Raw genomic sequence first — 15,923 nt, forward strand, 5'->3', positions numbered from 1 at the left:
TTTACCAATGATTAATGTTTATAAATCAAATTTAACCCATTTATTTTTCTCTCAACTGTAAAGAATAAGCAACAATCATTGCAATAAGCATTAATAACAAGATTGGCGTAATGAAAATTGATAATAATAATCCATGTACCATAATATTGATAAATTCTGTAAGAAATTTAAAGAATAAAATACTGCCCATAAAGAGTTGTAAATAATAATATTTATCCCTTAAATAATAAGTTAATGTAGTTGCAATATAAATAATAATAATGAAAAGTAGCAACAATAACGTTACCCACTCAACTACATATTGCGTTTGTGATAACTCCCATTCACCAGTTAAGAATAATGCATTTCTATTATTAAATTCTAGAAAAGCAAAAAACAGAATAATTACACCACAAAACAATTGAACATACATAGGTTTAACCCATTTAGGTTTTTTCATCCAATTTGGAATATCGTCCTCTTGTATATCTACTATGCTGTTAATTTTTTGCTTAAACTTGTCCCTTTTGGCTCTAATTTTATCTAAATCAACACTTCTTCTGGTCTTACGTGCATACTCGGTTGTCTTATCTTGTAGTTGTTTTAAGTGAACTTTAGTTTGATTAGATACATTGCCTTTATTAGTTCTTGAAAGTTCAGGTTCCTCTTCGCCTAACTCTTCTTTAGTAAGTGGTAATGAACGTCTTAAGAATAAGAAATTCCATATAGCCATCTGACCTAATAACCACATAATAATGAAGAAAGTATTCACACTTAAAATATCAATTGATTCAATTTCATTTGCGTCAATACGTCCATATAGCGAAATTTGGGTAATAAGATAGCTCATTCCATAAGTTACAATAATCCACATATAATGGTTCTTACGATTGTCTTGGTTCAACTCATCTTTATAAACTATGTAACCAATATGAACTGTAAAAGGAATAATAAAGACGATTGCAAAAAAGCCATACACTTGTGTCATTAGCAATAATGTAATGATAAAGTACATAATGCCAATAACTAAAAAGAAAATTGAAATGTCATAATCGTATTTAATAGTTCTAAATAAAGTGTGACCTAACAACATTACTAAAATACCAAATACGATGATTACTATGGCACTTGTAATTGGAAAGCCACCAATAAATTTGCTCATCACTTTTATAATCTCGGCAAAAAAGGCATTTAGGAATTCCCATACGTTATGCACATGCGTATCAACCTTTTTGTCACCTTTAAATTGTTTGATTAAAGGTAAGTTAATAAAAATAATGAGACCTGTAAAAAGTGAAACGATACCGATAATATAACTAAATATAATTTCGGTGTGTTTCCTAAGAAAAGACATACTGTTCACCTCAAAATTATTATATATGAAGATTGTTTAATTGTCTTTAAAATATCATGAAATACATCTATAGACCTACAAACGTTTATTAATAGAATAACGGGGTAAACCATTTGTGTAAACAGAAATCCTATTAAAGAGGTGAATTTTTATGACAAATAAAGAATTCGAAAAAAAATCAGCAGAAAAAGCCAAAGAAGTAGAAGAAAAGCTTAAAGAACAAAACGAAGAAAAAACAGATGATATCGAACAAACTAAGAAAGATATTCAAGATACACTAGATTAATTTTATTAATGATATAAGTGGTTATGCTAGGTAATAAAAAGATTTGTTAGCATTTAAATCGTTGAATCATTGAGTTCATAAGTAATATAAAAAGACAATTTCTATTAAAATTTTTGATAGAAATTGTCTTTTTTTCGTAATAATACATAAGGCGTTCATCTATGATTATCATTATAATATTATCTTTTAATACAAATCTACGTTATTATTTAACCTTTTTTATTTCATAGTTAACATTTATGTAAATTTCTTTAGAACACTTATTTATTCTAAAGAAATAACATAACCATTTTACGACTACTTTTTCGAAAGATTTGCATCATAGTTCTTAAATCATGACTAATATCATTTATAAATAAAAACTGTCGCCAAAATCCTATATCTTGTAGGACAGTTATATTTATCACTTAATTGCACTATAGTAATTTATGTTTACGTAACAATTCTTCAATAAAAGTACCACGTATTTTCTTCAACACTGTATTTAATACTGATCGTTTGATAAAGTTTTTATTGACAAGTTCATGTAAAGATCTACGATCATTTAATTCATAAAATGCATCCATCAGTACGCGTGCATCAAATTCAGAAGCATAAACTTCAGGTACACCTCTATCAACATCCAATAATTGATAAACAGCTTCCATAGCTGTTCTAACTGAATATTCTGTAGTGAATACCGTATCTCGTTCTGTTTCTGCAAAGTTTCCAATAAATGCTAAGTTTTTAGAGCCATTCGGTACTACTAACGGTCGATCTTTGTATGCTCTAGGCATGAAATATGCAGTTATATACGGCATATAAACAGGAATCGTGTTACATTCCGATTGAGCTAATTCAACAATTTCCTCTTGTGGAACACCCATATGATATAACCATTCTTGACAGATTTCACTACCAGTACATTCCGTGATTGGCTTTTTAATGAAGTCTCCTTTTTCGTCAGAGTATAATGCGTAAATCCATACACTTACCTGATTTTTAGGTTGCTCCTTAAATTGTTGTTGACGATTGACTGTAAAACTAAGTTGCCAACTTGAATCTGCTACCGTTACAATACCCCCAGTAACGGTACGTCCAGATAACACATCACGTTTACTTAATTTTTCAATATAAGAAATCACTTTTTTATTATTAGTTGTTGTGGTTGCAGATACGAGCCAACTTTTATCAGGAATATGATCACAGAATTTCTCAGGTCTTCCAAATTCTGGACTTTGATTAGCTAAGTTTTTCCATAGTGTCCAACTGCCACCTAAAGAATGTGTTATAGGAGCAGGGTGGTCGTTATCACCATAGGTTGAACTTTCAGTAATACTTCCGTTAGTAACAAATACCAAGTCATTAACTGTTAACGGGATAGATTCTTCTTTATCATCTCTAGTTAAAATGATTTCTCTAGCAATTTTAGTAGATGATGTTGCATCAACTAAAATATTATTCACTTGTACTCCAAATTCAAAGTTCACGTTATGTGATTTTAGATATTCTACCATTGGTAATACTAAAGATTCATATTGGTTATATTTAGTGAATTTTAAAGCACTAAAATCTGCCAAACCACCAATATGGTGAACAAAACGCATAAGATATCGACGCATTTCCATTGCTGAATGCCAGGGTTCGAAAGCAAACATTGTTTTCCAATATAACCAAAAATTAGAATTTAAAAAATCTTCAGTGAAAACCTCGGAAATTTTAACATCTTCTAAATCTTCTTCTTTTTTCATACATAAACTTAAAATTTCTTTAATAGCTTTTTTAGACAATGTAAAATCGCCATCAGTATCAATGCGTTTACCACCACTATTAATGGCTCTGCATTTAGAATAGTTAGGATCTTCCTTATTCAACCAATAAAATTCGTCTAACACGGATGCATCAGGTTGTTCTAATGATGGAATACTTCTAAATAAATCCCATAAACATTCAAAATGATTTTCCATTTCTCTACCACCACGTACGACAAAGCCATGATGCTCCATATTAATACCGTCCAAACTTCCCCCTGAGATATCTAACTCTTCTAAAATATGGATATTTTCGCCTCTCATTTGTCCATCTCTAATTAAAAAACATGCTGCAGCTAAAGAAGCTAATCCAGACCCTATTAAATAGGCTGATTTACTATCAACATTTTCAGGTTTTTTAGGTCGAGCAAACGCTTCGTAATTACTATTTGTATAATACATAGAAACATCACTCCAATTAAATAAAAGTTTGAAAATTTATATGATATCGCTTTCAACTGTATTTTACTCCTCATTGTGTAATAACACAAACAATTGGTTATTTTTTAATTTAATTCACTTAAAACTATACTAATCTTTTTTATTTAGCTATTTTTAACATCAAATTAAAGATTTGTTAGAAAAATTTAAATCGTTAATTCTATAAACTTCATCATGATACACATTTATTGCAATTCATCTCTAAAATAGTAAATATATTTCTTGTTTAAATAACTATACTTGAAAGAACCTTGACAATATATGATAAAAATCATACATTTAAGTTAATTAAATAATTGAACGCACTAGGGGTGTATTCTTTACTGAGATGAGGCCAACCTCAAACCCTTCGAACCTGATCTAGCTAGTTACTAGCGTAGGAAAGTGTTGTTATACATCTAATGAATTATGATTAGATGTTGCTTCTGACGCACAACTTTCCTAGAGATGGTTGTGCGTTTTTTAGGAGGATGTTTTTATGTCAAAAGGTTTAAAACTATCTGAAATTCTTGTGACAGTTTTAATTTCAGTAGTATTTGCCATCATTTATAACTTATGGTGGTTTGTTTACAATATTGTACAAGTTGCGGGTATTCACTTAGAACAACTTACATATGGTGTATGGTTTATGGCAGCAGTCGTTTGTTACTTAATCATTCCTAAGCCAGGTATAGCATTATTAGCAGAAATCGCAGCTGGAGCTGGTGAAACGATTGTCATGGGAAAATTTGATATACCTACTATCATATATGCGATATTACAGGGACTGGCTTGTGAAATTATATTTGCTATTTTTAAATATAAATCACGTTCTGCTGCTGTAGCAATGCTTGCTGGATTAGCAACTGCTTTAATCTCTTTCCCAGTGGATTACTTCTATGGTTACTTAAACGAAGTTGCTGGATGGAACTTACTACTATTTATCATTTTCCGTTCAATTAGCGGAATTGTATTAGCTGGTTTAGTTTCATACTGGATTGTCAAAGCATTAGATAAAACTGGTGTAACTAAATTCTTCAGACCAGCATCACAACAAGATTACGATAACCTATAAGGGGATTTTTTAATTGTTACGTGTTAAAAATTTACGTTTAAAGTATCCGAATGGAGATAGGAAAATATTCGACAACTTAAATCTTGAGATTAAAAATAAAGAAAAAGTGCTTTTACTCGGTCCTTCCGGATCAGGTAAAAGCACATTACTTAATGTATTAAGTGGAATAGTACCTAATTTAATTGAACTTCCGATGAAATATGATGAATTGAATATTGATCATGATAGTGGCGTTATATTTCAAGATCCAGATAATCAATTTTGTATGCCAAAAGTATATGAAGAACTTGCATTTGTTTTAGAAAATAGAAATATTCCTAGAAGTGAGATGGATCAAGAAATCGAAGACGCGTTAAAGTCTGTAGACCTCAATGTTACTCATAAAACATATGTCAACAATCTAAGTGGTGGTATGAAACAGAAGTTAGCTATTGTTGAAACAATACTACAAAAATCAAAGACACTTTTTTTAGATGAGCCTACTGCAATGCTCGACGTAAAAGCAACTGAAGATTTATGGAAGAAATTAATCAATCTTTGGGAAGATCAAACAGTTTTAATTGTTGAGCATAAGGTTGAACATATTTGGCAACATGTTGACCGCGTATTGTTATTAAATTATGATGGTCAAATTGTTGCTGACGACACCCCTGAACAAATCTTAGATCATTATGAAGCGCTATTAACTGAATACGGAGTTTGGCACCCTAGAGCATGGCAGAGTGCACCACGCCCCATCCCATTACCTAATCAAACAAAGAATCTCTTATTTCATTTTGACGACGGGCAAATTATTAGAGGTAAAAAGACACTTTTTTCATCCAAGGAGCTTAAACTGTATTCAGGTGAATGGTTAACAATCACTGGTAAAAATGGCGCTGGTAAAACCTCTTTACTAGAAGCTATGTTACAACTAATTAAATATGAAGGTAACATGTTTTATCGTGACCAATTATTATCTAAAATTAAACAAGCGGCAAAGCATATGTATTTGGTATATCAGAATCCTGAATTACAATTTATTACGAATTCTGTTTATGATGAAGTGTATATTCATTATAATCACTTAGATTCTAAGCATGCGAATGATGAAACTATGGATTTATTAAAATTATTACATTTAGATCAAGTTAAGGATCATCATCCTTTTGAAATATCAACAGGTCAAAAGCGTCGTTTAAGTGTTGCAACGGCATTAAGTTCAAAGGCAGAGATTATTTTATTAGATGAGCCAACATTCGGCCTAGATAGTCATAATACATTTCAACTTATCAAGTTATTTCAAGAACGCGTTAATCAAGGTCAAACAATTATCATGGTGACACATGATCCAGAAATTATTAAACGATATCCAACAAGACGATTACGCGTGGAATATGGGTGTCTTAAAGAAATGGAAGGTGAACACATTGTTTGAAAGATGGAAAAAACGCCACACCTTCGTTGATGATGTAAATATCATTACTAAGTTACTTTTAGGTATCGCATTATTCTTTTTCATTATATTTATCCATAACTTTGACTTTATGATTTATATCGTTATATTAATGTTTATGTTCTTACTTTTATTTAACGGTACAGAATTTAAAATAACTGCCATTTTTATATTAGTCACAACACTCTTTGCCTTGATGTCGTCATTATTTATGATTTTATATGGTGATGGAGAACATATGCTTGTAAAATTTGGTATTTTGCAAATAAGTACAGAAAGTATTGTACGAGGTCTTCAACTATCTATGAGAACAATTACCGTTTCAATGTTTGGTATACTAATCGCACTAACTTCACAAATTGTAATGATTTTTTATAGTTTAATGCAACATTTAAAGGTGAAGCCTAAATTTGCTTATGCTTTTATGGCAGCGATTAGAATGGTTCCACTTATAATAAGTTCTCTTGTTCAATTAAGACGTTCCCTAAAAATGCGTTATCAAATGATAGATGCATCTAACTATAAAGGAATCAAGCGTCTTAACCACTTAGTCATACCTTTATTAAGTCAAAATATTCGACGTGCACATCAACTTTCTGTTGCAATGGAGTCTAAAGGCTTTAAAGATGGTCCAAGAACATACTACTATCGGGTTCCATTTTCATATAAAGATATCATCTTTGTTGCTTGTATATTAATTATCATTACTTTGTCATTTGTCTTATCATCATACCTTCCAATTACCGGTATTCATGATGTCCGTTTTGGACAATTAGACTAATAATTACACACCCAATATTTAATTAAAAGTAAATATTCATTTTATTCCAATGTAAATAGAAATCATAAAAAAATGTCCTTCGTTGATCATATCCAATCAACGAAGGACTTTATTTCGAATTGAACAACCAATTTTACTTAGTAATGGCTTTATTGCCAATATCATTACGATAAAAAAGATTGTCACTTTTTATTTGTCGTGCATGTTCATATGCGTTTGCTTGTGCTTTTTCAACTGTTGGACCTTCCCCTATAGCTAGGATAACTCGTCCGCCAGAATTCACAAAACATTGACCTTCTTTCTTTAATCCACTCACATAATAATGAGAATCTAGATTAAAACCACTTATTTCATGCCCTTTTTCATATGTACCAGGGTATCCTTTAGATGCTAGCATTACTCCTACAACAGCTTCATCTTTCCAGTTAAAATGAATAGGTTTACAATTTTCCAAATCGATAATGAGTTGCATTAAGTCACTTTCTAAACGTGTTAATAATACTTGTGCTTCAGGATCACCAAAACGTGCATTAAACTCGATAACTTTAGGTCCATCTTTTGTTAAAATTGCACCAATGTATAGTAATCCAAAGAAGTCATGACCTTCTTGTGCCATAGCTTTAGCAATAGGTTGAGCAATCTCCTTATTAGTTTGCTCAAGAACAGATGCATCAATGTGTGGTACTGGGCAATATGCGCCCATTCCACCAGTATTTGGTCCTTGATCATTATCAAATGCTCGCTTATGATCTTGAGCAATACAGTCGAAAGGAACCGCATAATCTCCATTTACAAAAGTCATTAAAGAAAACTCTTCTCCTTCTAAATAACTTTCGAAAACGACTTTCCCTTTTTCTTCTTGATAAATTGTTTTGACCCCTTCTAATGCGTCTTCTCTTGTAAAAGCAATAATAACCCCTTTACCTGCTGCTAAACCGTCTTTCTTTATTACGATTGGTAAATCACAAGTTTCAACATATTGCAACGCCTCGTTACGTGAACTTACTTCTTTATATTCTGCTGTAGGAATATGATATTTGTCCATTAATTGCTTGGCAAATAATTTTGAACCTTCAATTTGAGCCGCATCTTGTCCTGGGCCAAACACTTTAATATTTGCATTTCTTAATAAATCAGATAATCCGTCTATTAAAGGTTGTTCAGGGCCAATGATTACCCAATCAATTGCGTTATGCTGAGCAAAATGTAAAATAGCTTGATGATCTGATTCAGCAATTTCACCGTGCACTTCAGCAATATTGACCATTGCATCATTTCCTGGAATCGCGTAAACCTTATCTACTATTGAAGATTGATTGATCTTAGAAGCTAATGCATGTTCACGTCCACCAGCTCCAACTATTAAAACTTTCAATAGATTACCCCTTTCTTTTCAAAAATTAATGTTTAAAATGACGCATCCCTGTCATAACCATTGTAATGCCGTATTTATTAGCCATATCAATGGAATCTTGATCTTTAATTGAACCACCTGGTTGAATAATTGCCTTAATACCATGTTCGGCCGCATATTCAACCGTGTCTCCCATTGGGAAGAAACCATCTGAAACAAGCGCAACATTATCGTTAATTTCTATTGCTCTTTCAATTGCAATTTTAGCGGAACCTACACGATTCATTTGTCCTGCACCTATACCAACTGTTTGTTTGTTGTTACTCAATATCACTGCATTACTTTTAACGGCACTTACAACTTTCCAACCTAGCAGCATAGCTTCCCACTGTGCTTCTGTAGGTTGAGTGTCGGTAGCAACAGTCATGTCGTTTCGAGTCACATCTTTATTATCTTTATCTTGTACTAAGTAACCACCTGAAACGGAAACAAATTCTTGTTCAGCATTATCAATTGTCATATCTATTTGTAATAAACGAATATTTTTCTTTTGTGTCAATATTTTTAAAGCTTCCTCTGTAAATTGAGGTGCGATAACTACTTCTAAAAAGATAGAATGTAATGCTTCAGCTAATTTAACATCTACTGTTCTATTCAATGCTATAATACCACCAAAAATTGATTGATTATCCGCTTCATACGCATGTTGAAATGCTTCCTCAATCGACTGTCCAATTCCTACTCCACACGGGTTCATATGTTTTACTGCTACAGCAGTTGACTCATTGAATTTTTTTACTAAACTGAGCGCTGCATCTGCGTCTTTAATATTATTAAAACTCAATTGTTTACCATGTAACTGTTTTGCACCAGCAATCGTATGTTTACTATCAGAAGTTCTAACAAAATATGCAGATTGTTGAGGGTTTTCGCCATATCTTAGTGTTTCTTTATTATCTTTGAAATAGTTAACAATAGCATGATCATATTCATTTGTATGTTGGAAAACTTTAACCATTAGCGATTTTCTATATGCTTCGTCCAATTGATGATTTTTAATTCTCTCAATAACCTCGTTGTAATCAGAAGGATGTACGATAGTTGTAACATGTTTAAAGTTTTTAGCAGCTGCTCTTAACATTGTAGGTCCACCGATATCAATATTTTCTATTGCATCAGTTTCTGTTACATCAGGTTGAGCAACAGTCTGTTGGAAAGGATATAAGTTGACCACTACCATATCAATTAAATCAATATGTTGTTCTCGTAATTGCTCCAAATGACGTTCCTTATCTCGATCAGCTAAAATACCACCATGGACGGCTGGATGTAGCGTTTTAACACGACCATCCATAATCTCTGGAAATTGTGTTAATTCTGACACGGACTTAATATTGATATTCGCATCTTCTAATACACGTTTTGTACCACCCGTAGAATACAGTTCATAGTCTAAGTTAGTTAATGCTTTTGCAAACTCTACAATTCCACTTTTATTAGAAACGCTTAATATTGCTTTTTTCATTCTATAAGATACTCCTCTATTTAATGATTTTAGCTATAACTCTTGGATAAAGTTCATATTCTAAATGTTTTACTCTATCTTCTAATTGTTCTTTAGTATCGTCCGGTTTTATATCACATTGCTGTTGTTCAATAATTTCTCCCGTATCCATCCCACTATCTACATAATGGACAGTTGATCCAGTGACAGTATCTCCACTTTCTAACGCTTGTCCTATGGCATCTAAACCTTTGAATTTAGGTAATAATGAGGGATGTATATTTAATATCCGTCCTTCATAAGCTTGTAATAAGTCTTGTCCAATTAATCTCATATAACCAGCTAATACAATCCACTGAACTTCCTCACTGGATAATAATTTAAGTAGATGCTGTTCATATAAAGATTTGGATGAAAAGTCTTTTGGCTTGTTAATATGAATTGGAATATTTAAATTTTTAGCTCTATCAATACAGGGTACCCCTTCATTATCTGTATACAATGCCGTTACATTGATACCAGATAATTGCCCTGATTGGATATGTTTTACGATATTTTCAAAGTTACTACCTGATCCTGAGGCAAAAATCGCGATATTAGTCACTATTCTACCTCCAACAAATGAATAGGTGTATCATCATCTTTTATAATTTCACCAATTTCATATGCAGTTGTATCCATTGCACGTAACGTTGTTAATGTTGTTTGAACATCTTTTTTGTCAACAATAATTGTATATCCAATACCCATATTAAATATGTTATACATTTCTTTCGTTGAAATGTTGCCCTGTTTTTGTAGCCAATTGAAGACTTCTAACGTTGGGAATGATTGTGTATCTATTTTTGCTGATAAACCTTTAGGAAGGGCACGCGGAATATTTTCATAAAAACCTCCACCGGTAATATGGCTCATCGCTTTGATATCAACATGTTCCTTTAATTCAAGAATAGGCTTTACATACAATTTTGTGGGTGCAAGGAAGGTTTCTAAAAAGGTTTGACCATTAAATTGATCATGTAATTGAACTCCTGACTCTTTTATCATTTTTCTGACTAGACTATAACCATTTGAATGAATACCATTTGAAGCTAAACCAATAATTGCTTGTCCTTCTTCAACATTTGAACCATCAATATAGTTCTCTTTTTCTACCGCACCTACTGCAAAACCAGCAATATCATATTCACCTTCATGATACATTTCTCCCATTTCAGCAGTTTCACCGCCTATAAGTGCCGTATTGGTTTGTTCACAGCCGTCACTTATACCTTTAACGATTTGCTCTATGGTACTTGGCACTACTTTATTCGTGGCAATATAGTCTAAAAAGTATAAAGGCTCAGCACCTGTTGTTAAAATATCATTTACACACATTGCGACAGCATCAATACCAATTGTGTCATGCTTTCCATAGTCAATTGCTAATTTTAACTTTGTACCCACACCGTCAGTACCTGATACCAGAACTGGCGCTTTCATATTTAATTGGGACAAATCAAATGTTGCACCAAATCCACCTAAACCACCTAATACTTCTTTACGCAATGTACGTTCAACATGACTTGTTATTCTCTCAACTGCTTCATATCCTGCTTGAATATTTACACCAGATTCCTCATATGCTTTAGACATGCAAATTTCCCTCACTATCAAAATAATGTTTATTATTAGCTATATATGATTTTTGACGTTCACTTAAATGCTTTTTATAATTTTTTTCATAATCGTAAAGTCCTGCTGGATAATCACCTGTAAAACTTTCTACACACAAGCCATGATATGGCGCATCATAATCAAGTCCTATAGACTCGATTAAGCCATCAACACTTAAATAAGCAAGAGAATCTGCACCAATATGATTTTTAATTTCCTCTGGAGACTTACTTGCTGAGATGAGTTCAGCTGTTGTAGATACGTCAATACCATAAAAACTAGGGAACATAAATTCGGGAGAAGCAATTCTTACGTGAATACGGTTAGCTCCTGAATCCTTAAGCATTTTAACTATGCGTTTAATCGTTGTACCTCGAACAATCGAATCATCTACAAGTACGATATCTTTACCATCAACAATATCCTTAACAGCCGACAGTTTCACACGTACACCTTGCTCTCTTAATTCCTGAGTAGGTTGTATAAAAGTTCGAGCAACATATTGATTTTTAACTAGTCCCATTTCATATGGCAGTCCTATTTCTTCAGCATAGCCACTTGCTGCAGATAATGATGAATTAGGTACGCCTATTACCATATCTGCTTTTGCTGGGTTTTCCTGTGCTAAACGTTTACCTGATGCTTTTCGTACTGCATGAACATTTTTTCCAGCAATCGTTGAATCAGGTCTCGCAAAATAAATATATTCCATAGCTGATATTGCAGTTGTCGTTTGTCTTGTGTATGTCTTAACTTCTATACCTTCATCCGTAATAACTACATACTCACCTGCATGGATATCTTGTACAAATTCAGCACCTAAAACATCAATCGCGCATGTTTCACTTGCTAAAATATAAGCACCGTTCTCCATTTTTCCAACTACTAATGGTCGAATAGCATTAGGATCTACTGCACCATACAATGCATCTTTTGTTAGGATTGCAAAAGTAAATCCACCCTTAATGAGTCGCAAACTCTCTTTCAATGCTTCTTCAAATGTCGGCGCCTTACTACGACGAATTAAGTGCATAATGACCTCAGTGTCAGAAGAAGAATGGAAAATCGCACCTTGTTCTTCTAAATTTTGACGTAGTGATTTAGCATTAATTAAATTACCGTTGTGACATATACCTACGCTCATATCATAAAAGTGATATAAAAATGGTTGGATATTTTCAATGCCTTTATTACCAGAGGTTGCGTAACGAACATGTCCTATCGCATGTGGATAACCTTTTATATTTGACATATGTTCGTCTTTAATTGCTTCAGTTAATAAGCCTAATCCTCGTTCACCTTTTAGCGTTTCGTGATTTGAAACTACGATACCTGCACCCTCTTGACCTCTGTGTTGCAAACTATGTAGACCCATATATGTTAACTGTGCTGCTTCAGGATGATTCCAAATACCGAAAACGCCACATTCTTCATTTAATCCTGAGTAGTTAGACATTGAACTATAGCCCCTTCCCATTTTTGTTTGATATCTGAAACGTTTTCTTTTATTTTTACGTCTGAGTTTGATATATCAAATGACTGCTGATGAGTTAATTGCCCAATTTCTTGAGCTTGATCTATATCCAACGTTTGCCCTTCTTTAACAATCACAATATATCGTCCTTGAGTTTCACTAAATAATTGTGCATTGGTCACATCTAATTGAGCTTGCATCCCTAAATGATAATGGGCACTAATTTTAGCTAAAGTAACTAATAAGCCTCCCTTACCAACCGTTTGTACATGAGATGCAATGCCATTACGAATAGCCTGTTTGATTGATTTTCCTTTTGAAACTTCATCACTTAAATCAATAGATTCGAACTCATGATTAACTGATCCATACAACAATTTTTCCAATTGACTACCACCAAAGTCATCACGTGTTTCACCAACTAAATAAATTTTATCTCCTGCTTTAGGTTTAAACTCTTTTAGATAGCTCACGTCTTCAATAAGACCAACCATTCCTACGACAGGTGTAGGGAAGATAGAGGTTCCACGTGTCTCGTTATATAATGAAACATTTCCTGAAACTACAGGAGTTTGAAGCACTTTACAAGCTTCTGACATCCCTTTAGTGGAATCTATTAATTGTTGATAGATTTCTTTCTTCTCTGGAGAACCATAGTTTAGACAATCAGTCATAGCTAATGGTGTCGCCCCGACTGCAATTAAATTTCGATAGGCTTCAGCAACAACCATTTTTCCACCTTCATAAGGTTGGTTGAAAACATAACGTGCTTCACCATCTATAGTTGAAGCAATAGCTTTTTGTGTTCCTTCTACGCGCACAACTGAAGCTTGTAAACCTGGCTTAATAATTGTATTTGCCCCTACTTGTTGATCATATTGTTCATATAAGTGATGTTTAGATGCTATTGTTGGGTGTTGTAATAACTTGATAAATGTATCATGTACATCTATATCGCTGTAATCATTTTTAGATGTATTGTATTCCTTTTCTTCCCCTTCTAAAATATACACTGGTGCTTCATCAGCAAGAGGTTGCACAGGAATGTCTGCATACACTTCATCATCGTATGTAAGCACGAATCTGTCAGTGTCTGTTACTTCGCCTATTACTGCACTATCTAGTTCGTGTTTATTGAATAAATCTAAAAACTTTTGTTCTGTACCTTTTTCTACAACTAACAGCATTCTTTCTTGTGTTTCAGAAAGCATCATTTCATATGGGGAAATTCCTGGTTCTCTTGTTGGAACTTGATCAAGTCTTAAATGTAAACCACTACCACCTTTAGCTGCCATTTCAGATGAAGATGAAGTTAAACCAGCTGCTCCCATATCTTGTATACCTACTAGTTCATCAAAGGTAATTGCTTCTAATGTTGCTTCCATGAGCTTTTTGCCTACAAATGGATCACCAATTTGTACTGAAGGTCTTTTACTTTCACTTTCCTCAGTTAGTTCTTCAGATGCAAATGTTGCACCATGAATACCGTCACGCCCAGTTTTTAAACCTACATATATAACGGAATTACCAACACCCTTAGCTGTTCCTTTTTGGACCATATCATGATCAATGATTCCTACACACATAGCATTGACTAATGGATTACCATCATAGCGTTCATCAAATTCAATCTCACCAGCTGTAGTAGGAATGCCAATACAGTTGCCGTATCCACCAATACCACTTACAACACCTTTAAGTAATCGTTGATTTTGTTTTACAGTTAACTCACCAAAACGAAGACTATTTAGTAAATTAATTGGACGAGCACCAATTGAAACAATATCTCTAATAATACCTCCAACTCCAGTTGCCGCACCCTGATAAGGTTCAATTGCAGATGGATGATTGTGAGACTCGACTTTAAATACTACGGCTTGATTATCGCCTATATCTACAACACCTGCACCTTCTCCTGGTCCCATTAATACGTGCTCTCCTGTCGTAGGAAATTGTTTTAAAAATGGTTTAGAATGTTTATATGAGCAATGTTCGCTCCACATCACTGAGAAAATTCCTACTTCTGTGAAGTTGGGTTCTCTACCAAGAATTTCAACCACTTTGTCATATTCTTTATCACTTAATCCCATATCTTGATAAAGTTTTTCAAGTTTAATCTCTTCATTACTTGGTTCGATAAATTTAGACATTTTGTTCCCTCCAACTTTTCACCATTGATTCAAACAATTTCACACCGCTATTTGTTCCTAACAATGTTTCAAGTGCACGTTCAGGATGTGGCATCATCCCACAAACGTTACCCTCTTTATTAACTATTCCTGCAATATCTTCATAAGAGCCATTAGGGTTATTCGTATATTTAAGGATAATTTGATTGTTGTCGTTGAGTTCACGATATATTTCATCAGTACAATAATAATGACCTTCACCGTGTGCTACAGGATAAACAACATTCTCATTTTTCATATATAAATGCGTAAAAGGTGTTTGATTATTAGTAATTTTTAAATTTTCGTTTCTACTAATAAATAAATGTGAGTCATTATGAAGTAATGCGCCTGGTAACAATCCAATCTCAGTTAAAATTTGAAACCCATTACATACTCCTAAAACAGGCTTACCTTCTTTCGCAAATCGCTTAACTTCTTTAATAATCGGAGCAACACTTGCCATAGCTCCTGATCTCAAATAATCACCAAATGAAAAACCACCAGGTATTAAAACCCCATCAAAACCATCTAAAGTCGTTTCACGATAATCGACATATGCTGCATCAACACCTGATTTAATAGCTGCATTATACATGTCTCTATCGCAGTTTGAACCAGGGAACACAAGAACTGCAAATTTCATA

13 protein-coding genes and 1 riboswitch are annotated in these 15,923 nt (G+C 33.3%); of the genes, 4 read left to right on the plus strand and 9 right to left on the minus strand.

All coding sequences use genetic code 11. The annotated features are described in order from the left end of the window. Nucleotides 1-40: 40 nt before the first annotated feature. On the minus strand, nt 41-1,333 hold the full coding sequence (gene auxA / locus HMPREF3058_RS09640; protein ID WP_002476570.1) for a lipoteichoic acid stability factor AuxA: 1,293 nt from the start codon (nt 1,331-1,333) through the stop codon (nt 41-43). A 151-nt stretch (nt 1,334-1,484) separates the two neighbouring features. On the opposite strand from auxA, the gene graF reads away from it, so the two are divergent. Beyond that, the gene (gene graF / locus HMPREF3058_RS12360) at nt 1,485-1,619 is read left to right on the plus strand and encodes a glycopeptide resistance-associated protein GraF (RefSeq protein ID WP_001831711.1); all 135 of its coding nucleotides are present in this window, start codon (nt 1,485-1,487) and stop codon (nt 1,617-1,619) included. A gap of 416 nt (nt 1,620-2,035) precedes the next feature. On the opposite strand, the gene HMPREF3058_RS09650 is transcribed toward graF, so the two are convergent. After that, nucleotides 2,036-3,811, minus strand: a complete 1,776-nt coding sequence (locus HMPREF3058_RS09650) for an oleate hydratase (RefSeq protein ID WP_002499351.1) — start codon at nt 3,809-3,811, stop codon at nt 2,036-2,038. A gap of 336 nt (nt 3,812-4,147) precedes the next feature. Then, a riboswitch (TPP riboswitch) is annotated at nt 4,148-4,250 on the plus strand. A 78-nt stretch (nt 4,251-4,328) separates the two neighbouring features. Between HMPREF3058_RS09650 and HMPREF3058_RS09655 the strand changes: the two genes are divergently transcribed. From HMPREF3058_RS09655 to HMPREF3058_RS09665, 3 genes are read left to right on the plus strand one after another with little or no spacing between them, the layout of a single operon-like run. Continuing rightward, nucleotides 4,329-4,904, plus strand: coding sequence for an ECF transporter S component (locus tag HMPREF3058_RS09655; protein WP_002446159.1), 576 nt, complete (start codon nt 4,329-4,331; stop codon nt 4,902-4,904). A 13-nt stretch (nt 4,905-4,917) separates the two neighbouring features. Further along, nucleotides 4,918-6,321, plus strand: a complete 1,404-nt coding sequence (locus tag HMPREF3058_RS09660) for an ABC transporter ATP-binding protein (protein ID WP_070731386.1) — start codon at nt 4,918-4,920, stop codon at nt 6,319-6,321. Next, a complete protein-coding gene (locus HMPREF3058_RS09665) occupies nt 6,314-7,120 on the plus strand; it encodes an energy-coupling factor transporter transmembrane component T family protein (RefSeq protein ID WP_070731388.1) in 807 nt (268 codons plus the stop codon). The genes HMPREF3058_RS09660 and HMPREF3058_RS09665 overlap by 8 nt, the downstream gene beginning before the upstream one ends. A gap of 133 nt (nt 7,121-7,253) precedes the next feature. Here the strand turns inward: HMPREF3058_RS09665 and purD are convergent, their stop codons facing one another. From purD to purQ, 7 genes are read right to left on the minus strand one after another with little or no spacing between them, the layout of a single operon-like run. After that, entirely contained in the window at nt 7,254-8,495 is a 1,242-nt protein-coding gene (gene purD / locus HMPREF3058_RS09670) for a phosphoribosylamine--glycine ligase (RefSeq protein WP_002491635.1), read from the minus strand. A gap of 25 nt (nt 8,496-8,520) precedes the next feature. Further along, on the minus strand, nt 8,521-9,999 hold the full coding sequence (purH, locus tag HMPREF3058_RS09675; protein ID WP_002499352.1) for a bifunctional phosphoribosylaminoimidazolecarboxamide formyltransferase/IMP cyclohydrolase: 1,479 nt from the start codon (nt 9,997-9,999) through the stop codon (nt 8,521-8,523). Nucleotides 10,000-10,015: 16 nt separating this feature from the next. Next, on the minus strand, nt 10,016-10,582 hold the full coding sequence (gene purN, locus HMPREF3058_RS09680; protein ID WP_002475231.1) for a phosphoribosylglycinamide formyltransferase: 567 nt from the start codon (nt 10,580-10,582) through the stop codon (nt 10,016-10,018). Beyond that, nucleotides 10,582-11,613, minus strand: a complete 1,032-nt coding sequence (purM, locus tag HMPREF3058_RS09685; RefSeq protein WP_002491632.1) for a phosphoribosylformylglycinamidine cyclo-ligase — start codon at nt 11,611-11,613, stop codon at nt 10,582-10,584. The genes purN and purM overlap by 1 nt, the downstream gene beginning before the upstream one ends. Beyond that, nucleotides 11,606-13,090 carry an amidophosphoribosyltransferase gene (gene purF / locus HMPREF3058_RS09690; RefSeq protein ID WP_002446152.1) on the minus strand — a complete coding sequence of 495 codons (1,485 nt, stop codon included), beginning with the start codon at nt 13,088-13,090 and terminating at the stop codon, nt 11,606-11,608. Before purF ends, purM begins: the two co-directional genes overlap by 8 nt. Further along, a complete protein-coding gene (gene purL, locus HMPREF3058_RS09695) occupies nt 13,069-15,258 on the minus strand; it encodes a phosphoribosylformylglycinamidine synthase subunit PurL (RefSeq protein WP_002496507.1) in 2,190 nt (729 codons plus the stop codon). Before purL ends, purF begins: the two co-directional genes overlap by 22 nt. Next, complete coding sequence (gene purQ, locus HMPREF3058_RS09700; protein WP_002475236.1) at nt 15,251-15,922, minus strand: phosphoribosylformylglycinamidine synthase I; 672 nt, start codon at nt 15,920-15,922, stop codon at nt 15,251-15,253. The genes purL and purQ overlap by 8 nt, the downstream gene beginning before the upstream one ends. Nucleotide 15,923: the final 1 nt, after the last annotated feature.

Source organism: Staphylococcus sp. HMSC068G11 (assembly GCF_001815825.1).
GTDB classification, from domain to species: domain Bacteria; phylum Bacillota; class Bacilli; order Staphylococcales; family Staphylococcaceae; genus Staphylococcus; species Staphylococcus epidermidis.

Bases quoted from the DNA above. Each gene is read 5' to 3' on its own strand.
- graF (WP_001831711.1), top strand. From the start codon at position 1,485: ATGACAAATAAAGAATTCGAAAAAAAATCAGCAGAAAAAGCCAAAGAA.
- purL (WP_002496507.1), bottom strand. From the start codon at position 15,258: ATGTCTAAATTTATCGAACCAAGTAATGAAGAGATTAAACTTGAAAAA.
- purQ (WP_002475236.1), bottom strand. From the start codon at position 15,922: ATGAAATTTGCAGTTCTTGTGTTCCCTGGTTCAAACTGCGATAGAGAC.
- HMPREF3058_RS09655 (WP_002446159.1), top strand. From the start codon at position 4,329: ATGTCAAAAGGTTTAAAACTATCTGAAATTCTTGTGACAGTTTTAATT.
- purM (WP_002491632.1), bottom strand. From the start codon at position 11,613: ATGTCTAAAGCATATGAGGAATCTGGTGTAAATATTCAAGCAGGATAT.
- purF (WP_002446152.1), bottom strand. From the start codon at position 13,090: ATGTCTAACTACTCAGGATTAAATGAAGAATGTGGCGTTTTCGGTATT.
- auxA (WP_002476570.1), bottom strand. From the start codon at position 1,333: ATGTCTTTTCTTAGGAAACACACCGAAATTATATTTAGTTATATTATC.
- HMPREF3058_RS09650 (WP_002499351.1), bottom strand. From the start codon at position 3,811: ATGTATTATACAAATAGTAATTACGAAGCGTTTGCTCGACCTAAAAAA.
- purH (WP_002499352.1), bottom strand. From the start codon at position 9,999: ATGAAAAAAGCAATATTAAGCGTTTCTAATAAAAGTGGAATTGTAGAG.